Here is a 20066-nt window from a genome sequence, read left to right on the forward strand (position 1 = left end):
GACCAAACCCTTATTTTTATTAAGGCATTTAATAATAAAATAGCGCTCTCAATAGAAAAAAAAGCGACTTATTGAAAGTCGCTTTTTTATTACACTGTTGAATTAGAACTTGTAGGTATAAGTTGTCGCCACACGGTATTCTTTTAAGTCTGATTTCCAGTCGAAATCTGTATCGATATACATCGCCTGGAAGCCTAGGCCTTTAAGTTTACCTTCTGGAACCGTGTAGTTCAGAATCAAATTCAGCTCATCCGATTTCTGGTCTTTTAAGATCCCTGCCGAGGTTTTAACCTCAGCATCTGAACCGGTGAAGTATACTGCCGTAGCATTTAAACCTTTGGCACCCAACCCAGAGAAATCATAGCCATAAGTGAAGCCCCATGATTTTTCATTGGTATTGGTAAAGGTTGCGACACCCCAGTTTACCAAGTAAGGTTGTGGTACCCAGCCACCCAATGTCGGGAACGGAGAATCACCAAACATTTGCTGGTAGCCCAAACCAACAGTATGTGCGCCATAATTGACTTTAGCGCCTACAGACAACGCCTGGTTATCAATATCACCATACAGCTTGTCACCTGACTCCGAGTTATCAAAGTAACGGATATGGCTGTCTAACTTGGCTTTTTCACCCAGCTTGGTTTTGTAGCTTGCACCGACATAATGCTGCTGATAAATATCTTCAACATCTGCATACCAGTAGCTACCGCCGATTTCAGGGGTAAACTGATGATCAACACCCGCAATCAACATGCCATCAGAAGCATCACCATTATCGTAATACTTTTTGCCCTTAGCAGGTGCAAACAAGGTTAAGTCACGGAACTGGTTGTCATAACGGTTATTGATCTTATCAATATAAGCCACTGTCAGTTTGGTGTCTTTAATCTCTTTAGACTCTAACCATGCGCCGCTATAAGTCGTCAATAACTGACGCGATGGATCAAATACCAGTACTGGAGATACCGGTAATAATTCACCGACTTTTAATTCAGTTTGTGAAACTTTGGCTTTTAAAGTTGCACCAACTTTACCAAAATTGTCTTTCGACTCTTTACCATCATGTGGCAAAACCCAGTCCGCATTTTTATCACGGCCATTCAATTTAAATGCGTGCTGCACCAAAAGGTCTGCACCCACTTGAATACCGCCACCAATGTCCTGATAACCCGATTTGGCATCCAGGGTGATGCCTTGAGACCAAGAACCCCAGTTGTTTTGCGGAAGATCCGCATACTGACGGTCTAAATAAAAGTTTTTAAATTTTAATTGGACATTACTGTCGTCAACAAAATCTGCATTCGATGCAGTTGTTCCTAAAGTTGCTGTCGCAGCAAGCATTGCTATCCATAAGTTTTGACGACGCATGGCTGAATTCCCTAGTAATCAAATTAAGCTATGACGCCATCATGCTAAACAATCACAAAAAACGAAATCCGACCAGAGTATTAAGATTTATTGCCTTTATGGCTATTTCTGCTTTTTTTTATTTTAGTGATTCAAATCACGTTAAGAACTTTAAACAATAAGTCATTTTATCTTCCTTTCATTTCATTTTTGTTAAACCTTTGTTTCAGTGTTTATTTTAAAAGAATTTAGTCTTTTTGACCGCAAAAAAAAATTGATTAATCGCTTTTAAGTTTAACCCAGAGCTAAAACCACTTAAATAATTGATTATATTAATATAACGATCCTATGATATGATATTTTTTATCTATAAACTCAAGTGTAAAATCAAGGTCTAGCCATAAAAAAAGCGCCCTTTCGGACGCTTTTTTTTTGCTTCAACTTAAAGCAGATTAAGCATTGGCTTCTTTAGCTTTAGACATGGTCAATGCCAAGTCTTCAATCATGTCTTCCTGACCACCTACAGTACCACGGCGACCCAGTTCCATCAGGATTTCACGCGCAGACACGCCATATTTCGCTTCTGCACGTTTAGCAAACAACAGGAATGAAGAGTAAACGCCCGCATAACCTAAAGTTGCTGCATCACGGTCGGCACGAATCTGATGGGTCATCATTGGAATGATCAGATCTTCTGCAACGTCTTGAACCTTAAACAAGTCTACACCAGTTTCAATTTGCATACGGTTAGCAACCGCAACAAACAGTTCAAGTGGTGTATTACCTGCACCTGCACCTAAACCAGCAGAAGCCAAGTCAACACGCGTTGCACCAGCAGTCACAGCAGATACAGAGTTTGCAACACCCATACCCAGATTATGGTGACCATGGAAACCGATTTCGATGTCTGAACCTAGGTTGGCACGTAAAATACCTACGCGGTCAGTCACGTCTTGAGGAAGCATATAACCTGCGGAATCCGTTACATAGATACAGTTTGCACCGTAAGACACCATTTTTTGTGCTTCTTCCAGCAGTTTTTCTGGAGAAGCCATGTGTGCCATCATCAAGAAGCCCACAGTGTCCATACCGAGTTTACGTGCAGCAGTAATGTGCTGTTCAGAAACGTCAGCTTCAGTTGAATGCGTTGCCACACGAATGGTAGAAACACCGACATCATGCGCCATTTGCAAGTGATCAACCGTACCGATACCCGGCAGTAAAAGTGCAGATACTTTTGCCTGTTTCAGGTTTGGAATCACCGCCTTCAAATATTCTTCATCGGTTGCCGCTGCAAAACCGTAGTTCACAGAGTTACCGCCTAAGCCGTCACCATGTGTAACTTCGATTAAAGGTACACCTGCATCATCCAGAGCCGTCGCAATGGCAACCATTTGTTCAGGTGTAGTTTGATGGCGCATAGGGTGCATGCCATCACGTAAAGTCATATCATTAATAATAATCTTAGACATGAAGATGCTCCTTATGCTTCAACTGCGTTTAAAACACGTTCTGCAAACATTTCTGCGGTACGCGCAGCTGCTGCAGTCATAATGTCGAGGTTACCGGCATATTTAGGCAGGTAATCGCCCAGGCCTTCAACTTCAAGGAAGATGGATACACGGTTACCATCAAATACCGGACCGTTTACAAGTTTGTAACCTGGAACGTATTTTTGAACTTCTTTAATCATTGCATGTACAGATTCAGTGATTGCAGCCTGATCTGGCTCACCTTCAACCAAGCAATGTACTGTGTCACGCATCATCAGCGGTGGCTCTGCCGGGTTAATGATGATGATCGCTTTACCCGCTTTAGCACCACCGACTTTTTCAATCGCACCAGCTGTAGTACGGGTAAATTCATCGATATTTTTACGTGTACCTGGACCTACAGATTTAGTCGATACAGTGGCAATGATTTCGCCATATTCAACCGCTTGAACACGCGAAATTGCGGCAACCATCGGAATAGTCGCCTGACCGCCACAAGTCACCATGTTCACATTTGGCACTTCGCCTGCATCTAACAAAGCTTCCAGGTTTACTGGTGGTACACAGAATGGACCGATCGCAGCAGGTGTCAAGTCAATCATCAACACGCCAAGTTCATTCAACTTGCGGCTGTTTTCAGCGTGAACGTAAGCAGACGTTGCATCGAATGCAATTTTGATGTCATCTTCTAGAACGTGAGGAAGTAAACCGTCTACACCTTCACTTGTGGTTTTTAAACCCATTTTCGCAGCACGTGCCAAACCTTCAGAAGTTGGGTCAATACCCACCATCCATACTGGCTCTAGAAATTCACTGCGTTGTAATTTATATAGCAAGTCAGTACCAATGTTGCCTGGACCGATCAATGCACATTTAATCTTTTTCATGAACAATTTCTCTTAAAAAACGCTCTTAAAATCTGGACTTATTCAGCAGCGAATGCAGCAGTTACAGAACCAAAACCTTCAATTTCAACCACGAATTCATCACCCGGGTTAGCGACAACCATAGGACCTAATGCACCTGTCAGGATGATGTCGCCTGCAAGTAAAGGACGACCACGACGTACCATTTCATCCGCCAGCCAAACCGCAGCGTTTAACGGGTTAGCTAGACATGCTTTACCAACGCCTTGAGACACGACTTCTTCACCGCGTTTCATGGTCATTTTGCAATTTACAAGATCGAGATTTTCAAGTTTCACAGGACGTGAACCCAAAACATAAGCCGCAGAAGATGCGTTATCTGCAACAGTATCAATCAATGAAATTTTCCAGTTTTCAATACGGCTATCGACTACTTCTACAGCAGGCAGTGCATATTCAGTCGCACTGATAATGTCTGCATAAGTGTGTTTTTCTTGGGTTAAATCTTTGTTGATGATTAATGCGATTTCTGCTTCAACTTTAGGTTGAATCAATAGACCCGCTGGAATCGCTTCGCCATCACCATAAGCCATGTCAGCAAACAACATACCAAAGTCCGGTTGGTCTACACCCAGCTGCGCTTGCACAACTTTAGAGGTCAAACCAATTTTACGGCCAACCAAACGACGACCTTCAGATAATGCGCGCTCTGTATTTACTTCCTGAACGGCATATGCGATATCCACGTCAGCACTTTCGCCACCAAGTTGCGGGCGAACAGGGGCAATCGCAGTTTTTGATAATTCAGCGTTACGTAATGCTTGCGCAACTGATTCAACAACAGCAGAATTCGACATCAATGTTTCCTTAAACTGCAAAAATTGGACTTATACCGTTATCGATGGAAATGCGATGAACAACAAGAAGAAATCTGTGAACTGATCAAAGCCATCAGCAAAGGGCTGCTGCCCATCTTGGCAAACGCGTATATGTATAAACAGTTTTAGAATCGGAAAATTGCGCTTTTTATGCCAATACTTATTTTATTTATGACAATAGCTAATTCCTATAAATTAACTTGGTTTTATTTAAAAAAAACAGCCATATGAACAAAATATAAAAACTGTTTTCCCATATGAACTTAAGGTCAGATTGTCAGATTCATGAAATAACCATCGATCTACGACTAAAAGACTAGATCAAGTGCTTGTTTTAAGCACAGTCAGCATACTCCATCGCCAATAGATATGTTGTTTAAATTTTTAAAATCAACATGCTATATATTTTATGAAACATAAAATTATTTTAGCTACCATCTTGCTGTGCACCCCTTCCAGCACAACTTTTGCACAGAATTAATCAAAATTCACTTAAAGGTAAATATCTTGTTTTAGCGGATGCTGAATGCACAGATTTAAAGTTTAATGCTCAAGCCACTGCAGCAGCATGGCAAAATGAAATGGACTGCAGCCACGGCTACTATAATAAAGATGCCTGGCGTATAACTTGGATTGCACCAGAAATTTTTGTCATGACTGAAGTCATTCGCCCCTATGAAATTTATAAAATCATGAGTATTCAAAACAAAACCCTTACCGTCACCAATTACTGGACGGGTTGGGGCAATCACAAACAGGGTGTACAAAAATTTAGAATCAAATAAAAATAAAAAGGATGATTAAGCTCATCCTTTTTATCTAACTTACTGATCAAACCGCCTGCTTTAAATTCACATGGTTTAATAAAAGCTGATGCAAATCTGCGACCTCATCTGCAATGGCCAGCGGATGATAGCGGGCAAGGACTTCCGGAGTATGGACCCCATAACTTACCCCTATACGCGGCATGGAAATATTTTGTGCCATTTCCAGATCATAGGAAGTATCACCAACCATGATCGCATGTTCAGCCTGGACACCAGTTTGGGTCAGAATTTCTTCCAGCATTAAAGGATGGGGTTTAGATCGGGTTTCACTGGCCGCACGTGTCGCAGCAAACAGCTCCATGCTTTGTGTCTGCTTCAAAACACGATCCAGACCTTTACGGCTTTTGCCTGTAGCGACTGCCAGTTTTACCCCCGCTTGAGTCAATGCTTCTAACATGTCGGCAACACCAGCGAACCATTGATCACCAGTTGAGTTGGCAACATAGTGCTCTGAATAGGACTGTAAAATATCCGTATGCAACTCAGGCACAGCCGGAAATAAACGCTGTGCGACTTCCGGTAAACCTAGCCCGATAATACTTTTGGCATCTTCATCGGTTAAGGGTTGCTGGAATTGTTGTGCTGCGAACTGCAAACTCGCCACGATTTGACCGACCGAATCAAATAAAGTGCCATCCCAATCGAAAATGACCAGTTTTACAGGTGTGTTCATAAATGCTTTCCTAGTATTTGATTCAGTATTTAATTGTTCACCTCTCCCTAGCCCTCTCCGACAAGGAGAGGGAAACCCTTTTGCTTAGTCATTCATTTTTTACTAAATAAAAATACTGACTACACGAAGTCTGAGTTAATGACAGAATATTTTAGGTGATGTCCCCTCTCCTGAACGAGTTTAAAGCACTGCTTTAAACGACGTGCAAGAAAGGAGACTTGCGCAGCAATGCTGCTCAGGGAGAGGATTAAAACTTACTAGTCGTCAAAAGTAACGACCGGCTTATCCTTCTTCTGCGCTCTGAGCTGCGCCACCAGACTCTGCATATCTTCAGGCAAAGGTGCTTCAATGGTCGGATAACCCGGAATTTCCAGACGCATGGCATGTAAACATAAACGGCGCGGCTTTGGTCCCTTATATTCAGTCTCATGACCGTATTTATCATCACCAATTAAAGGATGACCAATACTTAAACCATGTACACGAATCTGATGGGTACGACCTGATAGCGGTGAAGCATATACTAGTGTGCCATGCATGAAACGCTCTGCTACCTTCCACTGGGTTTTACTGTCCTTGCCTTCTTTAGACACACGTACACGACGCTCGCCATTGGCCAGCTCATAACGATGCAAAGGCTGGTCAATGAGTTGCTGATCCAGACTCACCTGCCCTTTGACAATCGCGGCATAGGTTTTTTTGATTTTATGTTCACGCAGTAAATCTTGCAGAGTTTTTAAGGTACTGCGTTTTTTACTGATCATCACCAGACCGGACGTGTCGCGGTCAATACGGTGAATCAGCTCCAGATATTTCTTGCCGGTGGCTGCACGCAGACCTTCAATCAGCCCATAGGCCACACCGCTACCGCCATGCACAGCAATGCCTGAAGGCTTATTGACCACCATCAGCCCTTCATCTTCATAGACCACACGGCTGAGCAGGCTTTGTGCCACCTTGTCCGATACCGGTGCCGCAGTTTCATCTTTAGGCTCAAAACGAATCGGTGCAACGCGAATCTGGTCGCCAATATTCAGTTTGGTTTCCGCTTTAACGCGCTTTTTATTGACCCGAACCTGTCCTTCACGGATTAAACGATAAATCCGACTTTTTGGTACACCTTTCAGTCTGGAAAATAAAAAATTGTCGATACGTTGACCCAATTGATGCTCGTCCACTTCAAACCAGGTGACACTTTGCCATTCTTGCGTAGAATTCATACAGTTACGATGACCCAAAAAAATACTAAAATTGATTAAAAACTGATCACTTGGGCTATGCTTTACACAAGAAAGATAAGCTTAGCCCATAGGCAGATGATGCAAGGTTTGATATAGTCAGCGCACGGATACCACCGTTAGTGTGAAAAAATTTAATCACTTCAATCTTTTTTGAAGCTCAATATTAAATTTCACCATTCACATTAAATACGGAAAGGTCCCTAAAGAATATGCCGACGCCGAAGGCTTATTATATCGGCAAAAAAGCAAACTGTTGCGTTTAATTGTACTTCGTACATAAATCAGTTTGCCCTAAAAAATATGTCGCCAACCTAGTTGGTTTTTAAACGTAAACTGATACACATCAGATTAGTCGCACCCTGAAGTCGCATTCAGGCTACAACGTTGATGCATTGGATCTGCACATAAAGCAAAGATACGATGATAATTCCGTATCAAGACGCCCGATCATGAATTAATGAAGGGACGATCTTCAAGCTACGTGACAGTGAAAGTTACTCACATCTAATGCACCGTTTGTCCGCCAGTGAATCGTTCAGGTGACTTTAATCGTTTATAAGATTGAAGCCGTATTGCCATCTTCAATACGTGAATCAAAAAACCGCAGCCCAAAAAAAAGGCCGGTAAAAAAGCTCAGACCACAATTGCGTCATTTTGAGATCTGGGTGTTGATCCGTAATGTGTGATGTTCGCTACGTGTATAGCGATGTCCTGCTGTGTATCACTATTAGGTGTTACACCCATGAAACGTATGTTGATTAATGCAACACATGCCGAAGAGATTCGCGTTGCACTTGTCACTGGTCAGCGTCTTTACGATTTCGATCTAGAAAATCGTACCCGTGAACAAAAAAAATCCAATATCTATAAAGGTCACGTCACTCGCGTTGAACCTTCTTTAGAAGCTGTTTTTGTAGAGTATGGTGCAGGCCGTCAAGGCTTCCTGTCCATGCGTGAAATCGCAAACTCGTATTACAAGGCAGATCCTCGCCAAACTTCAAATATCCGCGAATTGATCACTGAAGGTACCGAACTTTTAGTCCAGGTAGAAAAAGAAGAACGTGGTAATAAAGGTGCTGCCCTTTCGACCTTCATTTCGCTTGCTGGCCGTTATTTGGTGCTTATGCCAAACAACCCGAAAGGTGGCGGTATCAGCCGTCAAATTTCCGGTTCAGTGCGTGAAGAACTGAAAGAAATGTTGGCCTCACTGAATATTCCGCGTGGCATGAGCGTGATTGTGCGTACCGCAGGTATTGGCCGCTCGCAAGAAGAATTGCAACTTGACTTGCAACACTTGATGGATCTTTGGGCACAAATCCAAAACACTGCAAGTTCTGGTCCATCACCCATGCTGGTCCATCAAGAAGCTGGTGTAGTGACTCGTGCAATTCGTGACTATTTACGTGATGATGTTGCAGAAATCCTGATTGACTCGGAACAAGCCTATAACGAAGCCTATAACTTCGTGAAAGCAGTAATGCCACGTCAAATCGACAAGCTCAAAACCTATACTTTAAATGAGCCTTTATTTGCCCATTTCGGTATTGAAAGCCAGATTCAGACGGCTTATGAACGTGAAGTAAAACTTCCTTCTGGCGGTTCAATCGTGATTGACCAGACTGAAGCTTTGGTATCGATCGATATTAACTCGGCTAAATCGACTCGTGGTCACGACGTTGAAGACACTGCTTTAAACACCAACTTAGAAGCAGCAGAAGAAATTGCGCGTCAACTGCGTTTACGCGATATCGGTGGATTGGTGGTGATCGATTTCATCGACATGACCAAAGACCGCAACCAGCGCATGGTGGAAGCCAAACTGCGTGAAGCCACCCAAAGCGACCGTGCCCGCATCCAGTTCGGTCAATTGTCGCGTTTTGGCTTAATGGAAATGAGCCGTCAACGCTTGCGCCCATCGCTGGAAGAAGCAACCGGTTACGTTTGCCCACGCTGTCATGGTACCGGTATGGTGCGTGATTTACGTTCTCTTTCCCTTTCGATCATGCGTAAAGTGGAAGAAATTGCACTGCGCGAACGTCATGGTGAAGTTCAGGTCGAAGTTCCGGTTGAAATCGCAGCATTCATGTTGAATGAAAAGCGTCATACTTTGGTGTATTTAGAACAAACTTCAAATGTCCGTGTAACCGTGTTGCCACATCCGCACCTGGAAACACCGCATTACGAAATCACTTATAATGCTGAAGGTTTTGCACCAACCAGCTATGAACGTACCGAAGCAACACGTTCAAGCGAAAAAGAGTTGGGTTATGAATCTTCTGAATGGCATTTGGAAGGTGAGCAACAAGCTCAAGCTGCTGCGCAGGCACCTGCTCAGCAACAGGCTAAAAACCAAAACAACAAGCCACAACGTCGTCCACAACAAGTAGCTCAAGAAGTACAGCAATCACAACCAGCTCAAGTTGCGCCTGCTGCTCAAGCTTCATCAAGCCCATGTGCATGGCTAGAAAACCTGTTTGTGCAAAAGCAAGCTAAAACAGTTGATCAAGCCCGTACTGCAAACAATGCTGCTGCTGCCATTGAACAAATGGTCAATGCTGGTGCGGTCAGCCGTGGTCAATTCGGTCAGGTTGTAACATCTGCGCCTACTCAGAGCGCACCACCGGTTGCCACTGCAAACAACAATGCTTACTTATCGCCAACTGCGCCTGTAACACAAAAACAGGAACAGCATGAAGTTGCAGATAAATATTCTGATAAGGAAGAAAAATCGCAACGTCACAATAAAAAGCGTAACAAGCCTAAAGAGCAACGTGAACAAGTTCAGTACGACAATCAGCAAAATCAAGTGCATGAAGAAATTGTTCAGGTTTCCCGTCATGAGCAACGTCAAGAACAACGTCCGGAACAGCGCCAGGATTCACGTGAAAACAAGCGCCCTTCTCGTCGTCAACACGCTGAACAACAACATGCTGATCAGCAAACCGAGCAAAATGCTGTGCCACGCCGTGACCGTCGCAACCAGCAACGTCCGGAACGCCCGAATCGCCACCGCGATCAGAGCGTATTGAACGAACAGTCAGCGCAACAAACTGCAGCTGCTGTAGTCGTAAATGAACGGGAACCTAAAGTCGAAGTGATTGATACACCTCGTCAGGAAGTTCTGCCAACTGCATTGCTGGTCAATGTTGATCAGGCAAAAACCGAAATTGTTGCATTAAATTCGGCACCTGCTGCAGTTGAAGCACCAATTACTCAGGCTGCTCCCGTAACGGTTGAAGCACAAGTGCCGGTCATCGAGAAACCAGTGGTCGTGCAGGAAGAAAAACCTGCTGCAGCTGAAACTCATGAACCACACAAGCCACGTCCTGCAGAAAAACGTGCCAGCAACGATCCGCGTATGCGTCGTCGCCAAAAACGTGAAGCTCAGGCAAGACAGGCTCAGGCGCCGAAGTTAAGCCCTTCTCAGGTTCCAACTTTGGGTCAATACACCGTGATCAGTCTCATTCGCCATGTCTATGGTGAAGATTGTTCAGTGCTGATTGAACAGTTTGGTTTAATTCCAACGTTCAACCGTGCCCTGGTGAAATTTACCGAGCAATATGCTGCAACACTCGCGACTCAGACAACTGAAGCACCAGCACAGCCGGTAACACGCGATGTAGCAGTTACAAAAGCCGCACCTGAAGCAGAACCTGCACCAGTGCTGGACTTGACACCACCAAAACCGGTGTCTGACAAACGTGTAGCAAATGATCCACGTGAACGTCGCCGTTTGGCAAAACAGGCTGCTGAACAAGCTTTAGAGCAAGCAAAGCAGGCGCATAGTCAACCTGAAACTGCTCCAGCTGAAGCAATGCCGGCCGAAACTGTTGCTGTAACAGAAGCAGAAACAGCGCCAGCCGAAGTGGCCGAGCCTGTTGTGATTGAAGTAGTTGCTGAACCTATTGCAGAAACTGTTGTTGCTGCTGAAACGGTAATTACTACAAAGGAAACCGAACAGGCTGCCGAACCCGTACAAGCTGAATTGGCGGTAGAAGCTGCTCAGGACGCACAAACTCAGGTCGAGCCAACCGCAGACGCTGAAAAAACCGAAGGGGAAGAGGGAGACAAACCTGTCCGTCCTCGTCGTCCTCGCGGTCGTCCACCAAAGAAAGTAACACCTGCAAATGAGTCGTAATTTGTTTTAAATTAGCTCTCGTGCAGTGAAATAAAAAAACCTAGTCATTCCGGTGGCTAGGTTTTTTTTGATACTTTTGTCGGATTAGGTTGATTGCACTAGATTGAAACGATTAAAAGACAAGTGTACAAATCACAGCAAGCGTATTGCGAACAAATAGACTGTATTGGATTATGAAAAAATAAATAGGATTCATATGAACCACACTACACCGAGCGATCTTATTGGTATTGCGGATGTTGCAGCAAAAATACCTAAATTCATCAGCAAAGTCCCTCATTTATTGAGTGGTCTCAGACAAGCATATTTGCGCACATCCAATACTCCAGCAGGCTTGGGTATTGCCTTTGAAAAAGCGGTAAAACATAATCCGCACGGCATGGCTTTATTATTCGAAGATCAGAAATTCAGTTATCAGGAACTGAATGAATGGGCCAACCAAATTGGACACTTCTATTTATCGCTCGGTGCACAAAAAGGCGATGTGATTGCGGTGATGGTAGAAAACCGTCCGGAACTGATTGCCACAGTTATCGCCCTGGCAAAAATTGGCGTCACCTCTGCTTTGGTCAACACCTCACAAAGCGGTAAAGCGCTGACCCACAGCATCAATCTGGTCAAGCCGATTGCCGTAATTGCCGGTGAAGAATGCCGTGCAGCTGTAGAAGATGTTCGTCAGGACCTAGAACTGGCAGCAGACCGTTTTCACTGGTTTGCCGATCAAGCTACACAGGTGGATGCTGGTAAAGCCCCTCAGGGCTGGACTAACCTGACGGAAAAAGCCGACCAATTTCCAAAATTTAATACTCCGACCACGCACACCATTCAAGGTAAAGATGGCTTATTTTACATCTATACCTCAGGCACGACCGGCCTGCCTAAAGCGGTCATTTTCACCCATAGCCGCTGGACTTTGGCTTATGGCACCTATGGTCACGTGCTGGATTTAAAACCTGATGATGTCATGTACTGCACCCTGCCACTGTATCATGCCACCGGTATTGTGGTGTGCTGGTGTGGCGTGATTGCAAGCAGTGCAACATTTGCGTTACGCCGCAAATACTCAACCTCTGCTTTCTGGAAGGATGTCAAAAAATTTGATGCTTCAGCCATTGGTTATGTCGGTGAACTCTGCCGTTATTTAATGGATGCTCCCCCGTCTGAACTGGAAAAAGGTCACCGTGTCACAAAAATGATCGGTAATGGCATGCGCCCGAATATCTGGGATAAATTTAAGGAACGCTTCGGGATTGAAGAGGTACTTGAGCTGTATGCATCCAGTGAAGGTAATGTAGGCTTTAGTAACGTGTTTAACTTTGACAACACGGTCGGCTTCTCTCCAACACCTTATGCGATTATTGAATTTGATAAGGAAAGCAATCAGCCGGTGAGAGATACCAAAGGCCGGTGTAAAAAAGTGAAAAAAGGTGAAGTCGGCTTACTGGTGGGCAAAATTACCCGCCGTTCACCTTTTGACGGCTATACCGATCCGGAAAAAAATAAATCCGTGATTATGAAAGATGTGTTTAAACATGGAGATGCTTTCTTTAATACCGGTGATCTGGTACGCGATATCGGTTTCCGTCATGCCCAGTTTGTAGATCGCCTCGGGGATACTTTCCGCTGGAAAGGCGAAAATGTGTCCACCACTGAAGTTGAAAATGTAGTCAGTGAATATGAAAAAATTGCTGAGGCAGTAGTTTACGGGGTAGAAATTCCCCATACCAATGGACGTGCCGGCATGGCAGCCATTACCTTGAATGAGGGTGCAGAATTAACTGCACAAGACTTAAAGCAAATGGCAAGCGAGTTCAAAAAATGTTTGCCAGCTTATGCTGTTCCGGTATTTTTACGTGTTCAGTCTCAAGTTGAAACGACAGGCACATTTAAATATCAAAAAAATACCCTCAAAGAACAGGCTTTCGACCCCAACAAGACCGATGAGCGTTTACTGGTCCTTCTGCCAAATGCGACAGAATATTGTGATTTAACTGCGGAAATCTTCAACAATATTCAAGCCTATCAATACCGTTTCTAATTGCAGAACCGCTATTTTTTTATAAGATTAGGCAAATTTGTTGTATTTATAATCAAACATCAACAAGTTTGCTAATTTTTACTTGCGCTCGTTTGATAACTTGCTACAATACGCTCCATCAAAACGAAGTGGTGTTGAGAAAACTCTTTATTTTCTTGCACTGCACATTCGGACAAGTTCTGAATGTTGGTTCAGGGTCGTTAGCTCAGCTGGTAGAGCAGCGGACTTTTAATCCGTTGGTCCCGCGTTCGAATCGCGGACGACCCACCACTTATTTTGATTGATCTAGAGATGGGTCGTTAGCTCAGCTGGTAGAGCAGCGGACTTTTAATCCGTTGGTCCCGCGTTCGAATCGCGGACGACCCACCATCTTTTCAAAGGCTTCTGACATGAAGCTTTTTTAGCTTTTAAAGCACCTTTTCTGAATGGGTCGTTAGCTCAGCTGGTAGAGCAGCGGACTTTTAATCCGTTGGTCCCGCGTTCGAATCGCGGACGACCCACCATTCTTTCTTAGGGCTTCTTTCTGTACTACAATAGAAACGAAACCTGCAATATTCCGACCAAGACAAACCACACCGTTTCGGTTGATTCGCCATTCTCGAAATTTTGCTAGACCGATGTTGCAAAACACAATGCTTCAATGCATCTGTAAAAAATCTTCGATTTTTTTCTTGCACTCGGGTGAACCCTTAAAGCGATGCTTTAAGTTCACTAATCCTTGCTCAGGGTTGTTAGCTCAGTTGGTAGAGCAGTAGACTCTTAATCTATTGGTCGAGGGTTCGAGCCCCTCACAACCCACCAGATTTTTTATTATTCATCTTATATCCACACGCCCATATAATAAAAAGTGCTCCACATTTGCAGCATTTCTCCCCTTTTGAATTGCAAGTCTGGTTAAATGAAAACACCATCCAATTTTTCTTTAACTGACTTTCTCTTTAACCAAACGATATGCCTGTTGTGGAAAGGGATTGCCTTCGGCAAAATATTGCTCGTTTAAGACAGAAGCATGCGCAATCTTGTCCAAATCCATAACCAGATTTTTATCTTTATCAATATCATAGAAAAATTCCACCCCATTTGAGCGATGCAAAATCACCTGATGATTTTGCCTATCATAAGACCAGCGATCTTGCCGGTGATACAGATTTGAAGCGAAGCTGATTTGCCCCGAATGGATCAGGGTGCGATGGGCAATTCCATCCTCCTGTAAATTAATAATATAATCTGCTGTACCATCTTTACATCTGACAAAAGGATCATCACAACTGATCGTGGCTTGATAACGGCCAATATAAGGCTCGGCACAGTCTGGAATGGCTTTTTTGATTCTAGATTCTACCTGTTCCACCGGAACAGTTGCCCGCCCCGCAACATCAGTCAGGCTTCTAGCCTGCTCATCGCTATTCGTTGGAGTTTCTTTTGTGATTTGTTGCGCGACAGAGTCTTCTAAAGGCTTATTGCAACCCACCAAAGCTGCACAAATTACCCCCAAGAAAAAACCACAATAATTCGCTTTTCGAAACACCGCTCTCCCTCCTGAGAGTTAAATTTTATTTGGCTTTCCATAGCCGTATTTGCCGATGTACACAATAAAGACTAAAGCACGGATCATCATTTTACCCTCACACATATGGGAATATTTTGTTGATTTTTATTCATATAAATCAACTTATTCAACAAAACATATCTTAAATGACGACCTCGCAATTAAGCCCTTAGCTTTACATAAATTAACTATTTTTTATGGCATGCCCCTTTAAAAAGAAGGGTTCATCTCCATTTTTTTATTACAGGCATGTTGTTTTAACTGCTTTGTTATTTTTATTAAGGAGACCTAGATGGCCAATGTTGGTTTATATCGCTCTAAGCGTCAGAACATGATTGCAGGTGTAATGGGCGGTATTGCTGAACGTTTTGGTTGGAATGTGACTTTACTGCGCATTATTTTCGTTCTTGTTTCTGTCATGAGCGCAGCATTCCCGGGAATCTTGGTGTATTTAATTTTGTGGCTGGTGATCCCTAAACAGCCCAATACCATGTTTGGTCATGGCATCAGCCTATAACAACCCGATTCGCACGGTAAACCCGGATCAAAATCGCTAACATCCCGTTGAACTGCATGAGTTGAGTTCGTTTTATGCTACGGCTTTTCCCCCAATCAGTCGTAGCTTTTTTTTGCTTCATTTCTGCTTTATGCCGCTACATTCAACTGCTGGTTCAATGCCGCAATTATATCGGCACGACTAATAATGCCGACCATTTTCTGTTTTTCCACTACCGGAATATAGTTAAATGAACGCTCGACAAAATAAGGTACTAGGTCCTGAATCGGTTGCTCCGGCTTTACCGTCACCACCTGGCGCACCATAATATCCTTGACCTGACGCTGCCAGGTGGTTCGTAAATCGGTTGCACGCTTAAACCATTCCACTACTTCATATAAAGCCAGCGTACCGACCAGTTGCTGCTGGGCATTGATTACAGGCAGACTCATCAAATTCATGTGCTTGAATTTATCCAGTGCAGAATGGATATCATCATTTTCATTCAAGCTAATCACATCTTTGGTCATGATATCCTGACATTTAAACTGGCTCATGCCCCGGGCATTGGCTTTCTCTTGGGCCGCTAAAATAATTTTTTGCAGGTCATATTCACTGATATCCAGCAGCTCGGTCTGCTGATCCAATGTGGCCTGAATATCTTGCGGTTGAATGGTGACTTTTTGCGTGGGTGTCGGGTCTTGAGAACGCTGGTTGATCTGGGCGACTTGTGGATACTGTTTTCCTAAAAGACGGTTAAAGATAATCGCTACAAACATCAACAGGGCCGAGTTTAATAAAACCGGATAAAAAATAAAGTAATATCCCAGCTCATGGACCGCTTCGCCACCCAAAACGGCAGTAATCGCCACCGCCCCACTCGGTGGATGTAAGGAATCCGTGGTCATCATCAGAAAAATAGACAATGCCACCGCCACACTAAAGGCTTCGGTCAGGTTCGGAATATAGGCAGCGCAAGTCACCCCAATGACTCCTGCAATGATATTTCCAATCACCATATTCCACGGCTGTGCCAAAGGACTGGCAGGCACGGCAAACAATAATACTGAAGATGCACCCATCGGCGCGATATACCATGCATTGATGTCTCCCAGCACCCACCAGCTTATGAAAGATGAAAGTGTCAGTCCAAGTAATGCACCCAGACCGCACAGCAGGCGATCTTTTAGAGGAAGAATCTTAAAATTGGGTTTTAGAGTATTCAGCCATTCGAGTCGGGAATGAAACACAGCACGCCTTTTATTGTTTTGGGGAAGAAGTTGCAAATTATAGAATGCTAATGATTAAAGATGTATTTATTTTATATCTTATATTTATCAATAAATCTGTGAATCATTTTTAAACAGCTGATTTCTTGTCCTGAAACCTTTGCCACACCTTTGCAAAATCCTTATACTTAGAGCCAATTTTTCTCTAATTTTAATGGATGCTACATGAGTCGCGCCATATCGCATATTGATACATTTCAAGGCTTAATTCTTGCCTTACAAAACTACTGGGCTGAACAAGGTTGTGTAGTGTTACAACCTTACGATATGGAAATGGGTGCAGGGACATTCCACACCGCAACTTTCCTTCGTGCTTTAGGGCCAGAAACATGGAACGCGGCTTACGTACAACCTTCACGTCGTCCGAAAGATGGCCGTTATGGTGAAAACCCGAACCGTTTGCAACATTATTATCAGTTCCAGGTGGTGCTTAAGCCAAACCCGGACAATATCCAGCAGCTTTATCTCGATTCTTTAAAAGCCATTGGTATTGATACCCTGACCCACGACATCCGTTTTGTGGAAGATAACTGGGAATCACCAACTCTCGGTGCTTGGGGCTTGGGCTGGGAAGTTTGGCTGAACGGTATGGAAGTGACCCAGTTCACTTACTTCCAGCAAGTCGGTGGTGTTGAATGTTATCCGGTAACAGGCGAAATCACTTACGGTCTGGAACGTCTGGCGATGTACCTGCAAGGTGTAGACTCGGTTTACGATCTGGTCTGGACCAAAGGCCAGTTTGGTACAGTGACTTACGGTGACGTATTCCATCAAAACGAAGTGGAACAATCCACTTATAACTTTGAATATGCACCAGTCGACAAAATGTTCGAGCTGTTCGACTTCTACGAGGCTGAAGCAACGCGCTTAATGGAAGCTGAACTGCCATTACCGGCCTATGAACAGGTGATTAAAGCATCACACAGCTTTAACTTACTGGATGCTCGCGGTGCGATTTCGGTGACTGAACGTCAACGTTATATTTTACGTGTCCGTACATTGGCGCGTGCCATTGCACAAAGTTACGTGGCAGCACGTGCGAAACTGGGTTTCCCAATGGCAGAACCACATTTACGTGACGAAGTATTGGCGCAGTTAAAAGCACAAGTTGAAGCAGAAGCAGCTCAAGCAGAAAAAACAGCGGAGAACAAATAATGTCTAAACATACTGTTTTATTTGAACTTGGCTGTGAAGAACTTCCACCGAAAAGCTTAAAAAAATTACGTGATGCCCTTCAGGCAGAAACTGAAAAAGGCTTAAAAGATGCTGGCCTAGCTTTCGATGCCATTGAAGCTTATGCAGCACCACGTCGTTTGGCATTGAAAATTGTCAATGTGGAAGGCGCGCAAGCCGATACGCAAAAACGTTTTGACGGCCCTGCGAAACAAGCAGCCTTTGATGCTGAAGGCAAACCAACTAAAGCCCTAGAAGGGTTTATGCGTGGTCAAGGCATTACGGTTGATCAAGTATCGACTTTCCAGGCCGGTAAAGTGGAAAAAGTGTGCTATTTAAAAGACGTGAAAGGTCAAAGCCTAGACGTACTTTTACCACAAATTTTACAAGCAGCTTTAGACAACCTGCCAATCGCTAAACGCATGCGTTCTGCGGCCAGCCGTACCGAATTTGTTCGTCCGGTAAAATGGGTAGTATTGCTTAAAGACAATGACGTGATTGATGCAAGCATTCAAGATCATAAAGCGGGCAATGTGACTTATGGTCACCGGTTCCATGCGCCTGAAGCCATTAGCTTAGCCAATGCTGATGAATATCTTGCTAAATTAAAAGCAGCGCATGTTGTGGCGTCATTTGAAGAGCGTCAAACCATCATCGACCAGCAAGTCAAAGCATTGGCTGATGAAGTCAATGCGATTGCCATTGTGCCTGCTGACCTTCGTGATGAAGTGACTGCATTGGTTGAATGGCCTGTTGCGCTTCGTGCCAGCTTTGAAGAACGTTTCCTTGCGGTTCCGCAAGAAGCATTAATCACGACGATGCAGGACAACCAGAAGTACTTCTGTTTGGTAAATGCTGACAACAAACTGCAACCTTACTTCATTACCGTTTCAAATATTGAGTCTAAAGATCCGACTCAAATTATTGAAGGTAACGAAAAAGTTGTTCGTCCACGTTTGTCTGATGCTGAGTTCTTCTTCCTGCAAGATCAAAAGCAACCGCTTGCATCGCGTAAAGAGAAATTGGCAAACATGGTATTCCAGGCTGAGCTTGGCACACTATGGAACAAGTCCGAACGTATTGCAAAACTGGCTGTAGCGCTTGCACCAATCACTGGTGCAAATGCTGCGGATGCTGAAAAAGCTGCGCTGCTTGCGAAATGTGACTTAACCTCTGAGCTTGTAGGTGAATTCCCTGAACTTCAAGGGATTGCGGGTACTTACTACGCACGTCTTGAAGGTGAAAATGCTGAAGTTGCTGAATCTTTAGGTGAGCAATACTTGCCTAAATTCGCAGGTGACGTGTTACCGAAAACCAAGACTGGTACAACCATTGCCCTTGCCGACCGTTTGGATACCTTGACCGGTATTTTCGGTATTGGTCAAGCACCGACAGGTTCTAAAGACCCGTTTGCACTGCGTCGTTCTGCAATTGGTATCTTACGTCTTGTGACTGAAAACGAGCTGGATGTGTCGATTGAAGACCTAATCAAACTTGCTTTAGCTTCATATGGCGATGTATTGAAAGACCATGACAAGACTTTGGCAGATGCTGTTGCATTCCTGGAAGGTCGTTACCGTGCGAAATACGAAGACCAAGGCGTGGCTGTTGATGTAATTCAAGCAGTTCAAGCATTGTCACCAAAATCTCCGCTTGATTTTGACAAGCGTGTAAATGCGGTTAATCACTTCCGTGCATTGCCTGAAGCTGCTGCACTTGCTGCTGCAAACAAACGTGTTGCCAACATTCTTGCAAAAGAAGCTACACCTGAAGGAAGCGTCATTGAAGCGAACCTGGTGGAAGATGCCGAGAAAGCATTATTTGCTGAACTTACGAAAATTACACCTGTGGTTGAGCCGTTATTTGCTGCCAAAGACTACACTGCTGCATTGTCTGCTTTAGCTGCACTTCGTGCGCCTGTAGATGCGTTCTTTGACGGTGTAATGGTGATGACTGATGATGCAAACCTGAAAGCAAACCGTTTACGTATGCTTGCTCAGTTACGTGAGTTGTTTACGAAAGTGGCTGATATTTCGGTGCTTCAACACTAAGCTATAA

Annotated in this window: 14 protein-coding genes and 4 tRNA genes; 10 read left to right on the top strand and 8 right to left on the bottom strand. The window is 44.0% G+C overall.

The window, feature by feature from the left end:
* Nucleotides 1-102: 102 nt before the first annotated feature.
* The 4 genes from GTU69_RS07380 to mhpD all read right to left on the bottom strand — a co-directional run bounded on the left by GTU69_RS07380 (nucleotide 103) and on the right by mhpD (nucleotide 4563).
* On the bottom strand, nucleotides 103-1368 hold the full coding sequence (locus GTU69_RS07380; protein WP_086195281.1) for an OprD family outer membrane porin: 1266 nt from the start codon (nucleotides 1366-1368) through the stop codon (nucleotides 103-105).
* Between the two features lie 431 nt (nucleotides 1369-1799).
* On the bottom strand, nucleotides 1800-2819 hold the full coding sequence (gene dmpG / locus GTU69_RS07385; RefSeq protein ID WP_086195280.1) for a 4-hydroxy-2-oxovalerate aldolase: 1020 nt from the start codon (nucleotides 2817-2819) through the stop codon (nucleotides 1800-1802).
* Between the two features lie 11 nt (nucleotides 2820-2830).
* Nucleotides 2831-3727, bottom strand: a complete 897-nt coding sequence (locus GTU69_RS07390; protein ID WP_166169421.1) for an acetaldehyde dehydrogenase (acetylating) — start codon at nucleotides 3725-3727, stop codon at nucleotides 2831-2833.
* A gap of 38 nt (nucleotides 3728-3765) precedes the next feature.
* Nucleotides 3766-4563 carry a 2-keto-4-pentenoate hydratase gene (gene mhpD / locus GTU69_RS07395; protein WP_086195278.1) on the bottom strand — a complete coding sequence of 266 codons (798 nt, stop codon included), beginning with the start codon at nucleotides 4561-4563 and terminating at the stop codon, nucleotides 3766-3768.
* Between the two features lie 488 nt (nucleotides 4564-5051).
* On the opposite strand from mhpD, the gene GTU69_RS07400 reads away from it, so the two are divergent.
* Entirely contained in the window at nucleotides 5052-5369 is a 318-nt protein-coding gene (locus tag GTU69_RS07400; protein WP_166169423.1) for a hypothetical protein, read from the top strand.
* A 46-nt stretch (nucleotides 5370-5415) separates the two neighbouring features.
* On the opposite strand, the gene GTU69_RS07405 is transcribed toward GTU69_RS07400, so the two are convergent.
* Nucleotides 5416-6084: an HAD-IA family hydrolase gene (locus tag GTU69_RS07405; protein WP_166169425.1), complete on the bottom strand. Its 669-nt coding sequence runs from the start codon at nucleotides 6082-6084 to the stop codon at nucleotides 5416-5418.
* 257 nt (nucleotides 6085-6341) lie between these two features.
* Nucleotides 6342-7304, bottom strand: a complete 963-nt coding sequence (locus GTU69_RS07410; protein WP_166169427.1) for an RluA family pseudouridine synthase — start codon at nucleotides 7302-7304, stop codon at nucleotides 6342-6344.
* A 763-nt stretch (nucleotides 7305-8067) separates the two neighbouring features.
* On the opposite strand from GTU69_RS07410, the gene GTU69_RS07415 reads away from it, so the two are divergent.
* The 6 genes from GTU69_RS07415 (at nucleotide 8068) to GTU69_RS07440 (ending at nucleotide 14302) form a co-directional block, all read left to right on the top strand.
* The gene (locus GTU69_RS07415) at nucleotides 8068-11463 is read left to right on the top strand and encodes an Rne/Rng family ribonuclease (protein WP_166169429.1); all 3396 of its coding nucleotides are present in this window, start codon (nucleotides 8068-8070) and stop codon (nucleotides 11461-11463) included.
* Nucleotides 11464-11659: 196 nt separating this feature from the next.
* Nucleotides 11660-13501, top strand: coding sequence for a long-chain-acyl-CoA synthetase (locus tag GTU69_RS07420; protein ID WP_166169431.1), 1842 nt, complete (start codon nucleotides 11660-11662; stop codon nucleotides 13499-13501).
* A 194-nt stretch (nucleotides 13502-13695) separates the two neighbouring features.
* A tRNA-Lys gene (locus tag GTU69_RS07425) sits at nucleotides 13696-13771 on the top strand.
* Nucleotides 13772-13794: 23 nt separating this feature from the next.
* A tRNA-Lys gene (locus GTU69_RS07430) sits at nucleotides 13795-13870 on the top strand.
* Between the two features lie 58 nt (nucleotides 13871-13928).
* Nucleotides 13929-14004 (top strand) — tRNA-Lys (locus GTU69_RS07435).
* A gap of 222 nt (nucleotides 14005-14226) precedes the next feature.
* A tRNA-Lys gene (locus GTU69_RS07440) sits at nucleotides 14227-14302 on the top strand.
* A gap of 121 nt (nucleotides 14303-14423) precedes the next feature.
* Here GTU69_RS07440 and GTU69_RS07445 read toward each other — a convergent pair.
* Complete coding sequence (locus tag GTU69_RS07445) at nucleotides 14424-15029, bottom strand: hypothetical protein (protein ID WP_166169433.1); 606 nt, start codon at nucleotides 15027-15029, stop codon at nucleotides 14424-14426.
* Nucleotides 15030-15342: 313 nt separating this feature from the next.
* On the opposite strand from GTU69_RS07445, the gene GTU69_RS07450 reads away from it, so the two are divergent.
* Nucleotides 15343-15567: a PspC domain-containing protein gene (locus tag GTU69_RS07450; protein ID WP_166169435.1), complete on the top strand. Its 225-nt coding sequence runs from the start codon at nucleotides 15343-15345 to the stop codon at nucleotides 15565-15567.
* A gap of 128 nt (nucleotides 15568-15695) precedes the next feature.
* Here the strand turns inward: GTU69_RS07450 and GTU69_RS07455 are convergent, their stop codons facing one another.
* On the bottom strand, nucleotides 15696-16796 hold the full coding sequence (locus tag GTU69_RS07455) for an HPP family protein (RefSeq protein WP_166169437.1): 1101 nt from the start codon (nucleotides 16794-16796) through the stop codon (nucleotides 15696-15698).
* A gap of 204 nt (nucleotides 16797-17000) precedes the next feature.
* On the opposite strand from GTU69_RS07455, the gene glyQ reads away from it, so the two are divergent.
* Both glyQ and glyS read left to right on the top strand, forming a co-directional pair.
* On the top strand, nucleotides 17001-17990 hold the full coding sequence (glyQ, locus tag GTU69_RS07460) for a glycine--tRNA ligase subunit alpha (RefSeq protein WP_166169439.1): 990 nt from the start codon (nucleotides 17001-17003) through the stop codon (nucleotides 17988-17990).
* Nucleotides 17990-20059: a glycine--tRNA ligase subunit beta gene (gene glyS, locus GTU69_RS07465; protein WP_166169441.1), complete on the top strand. Its 2070-nt coding sequence runs from the start codon at nucleotides 17990-17992 to the stop codon at nucleotides 20057-20059. Before glyQ ends, glyS begins: the two co-directional genes overlap by 1 nt.
* Nucleotides 20060-20066: the final 7 nt, after the last annotated feature.

The sequence above is a fragment of the Acinetobacter sp. SA01 genome, assembly GCF_011319235.1.
Lineage (GTDB): Bacteria > Pseudomonadota > Gammaproteobacteria > Pseudomonadales > Moraxellaceae > Acinetobacter.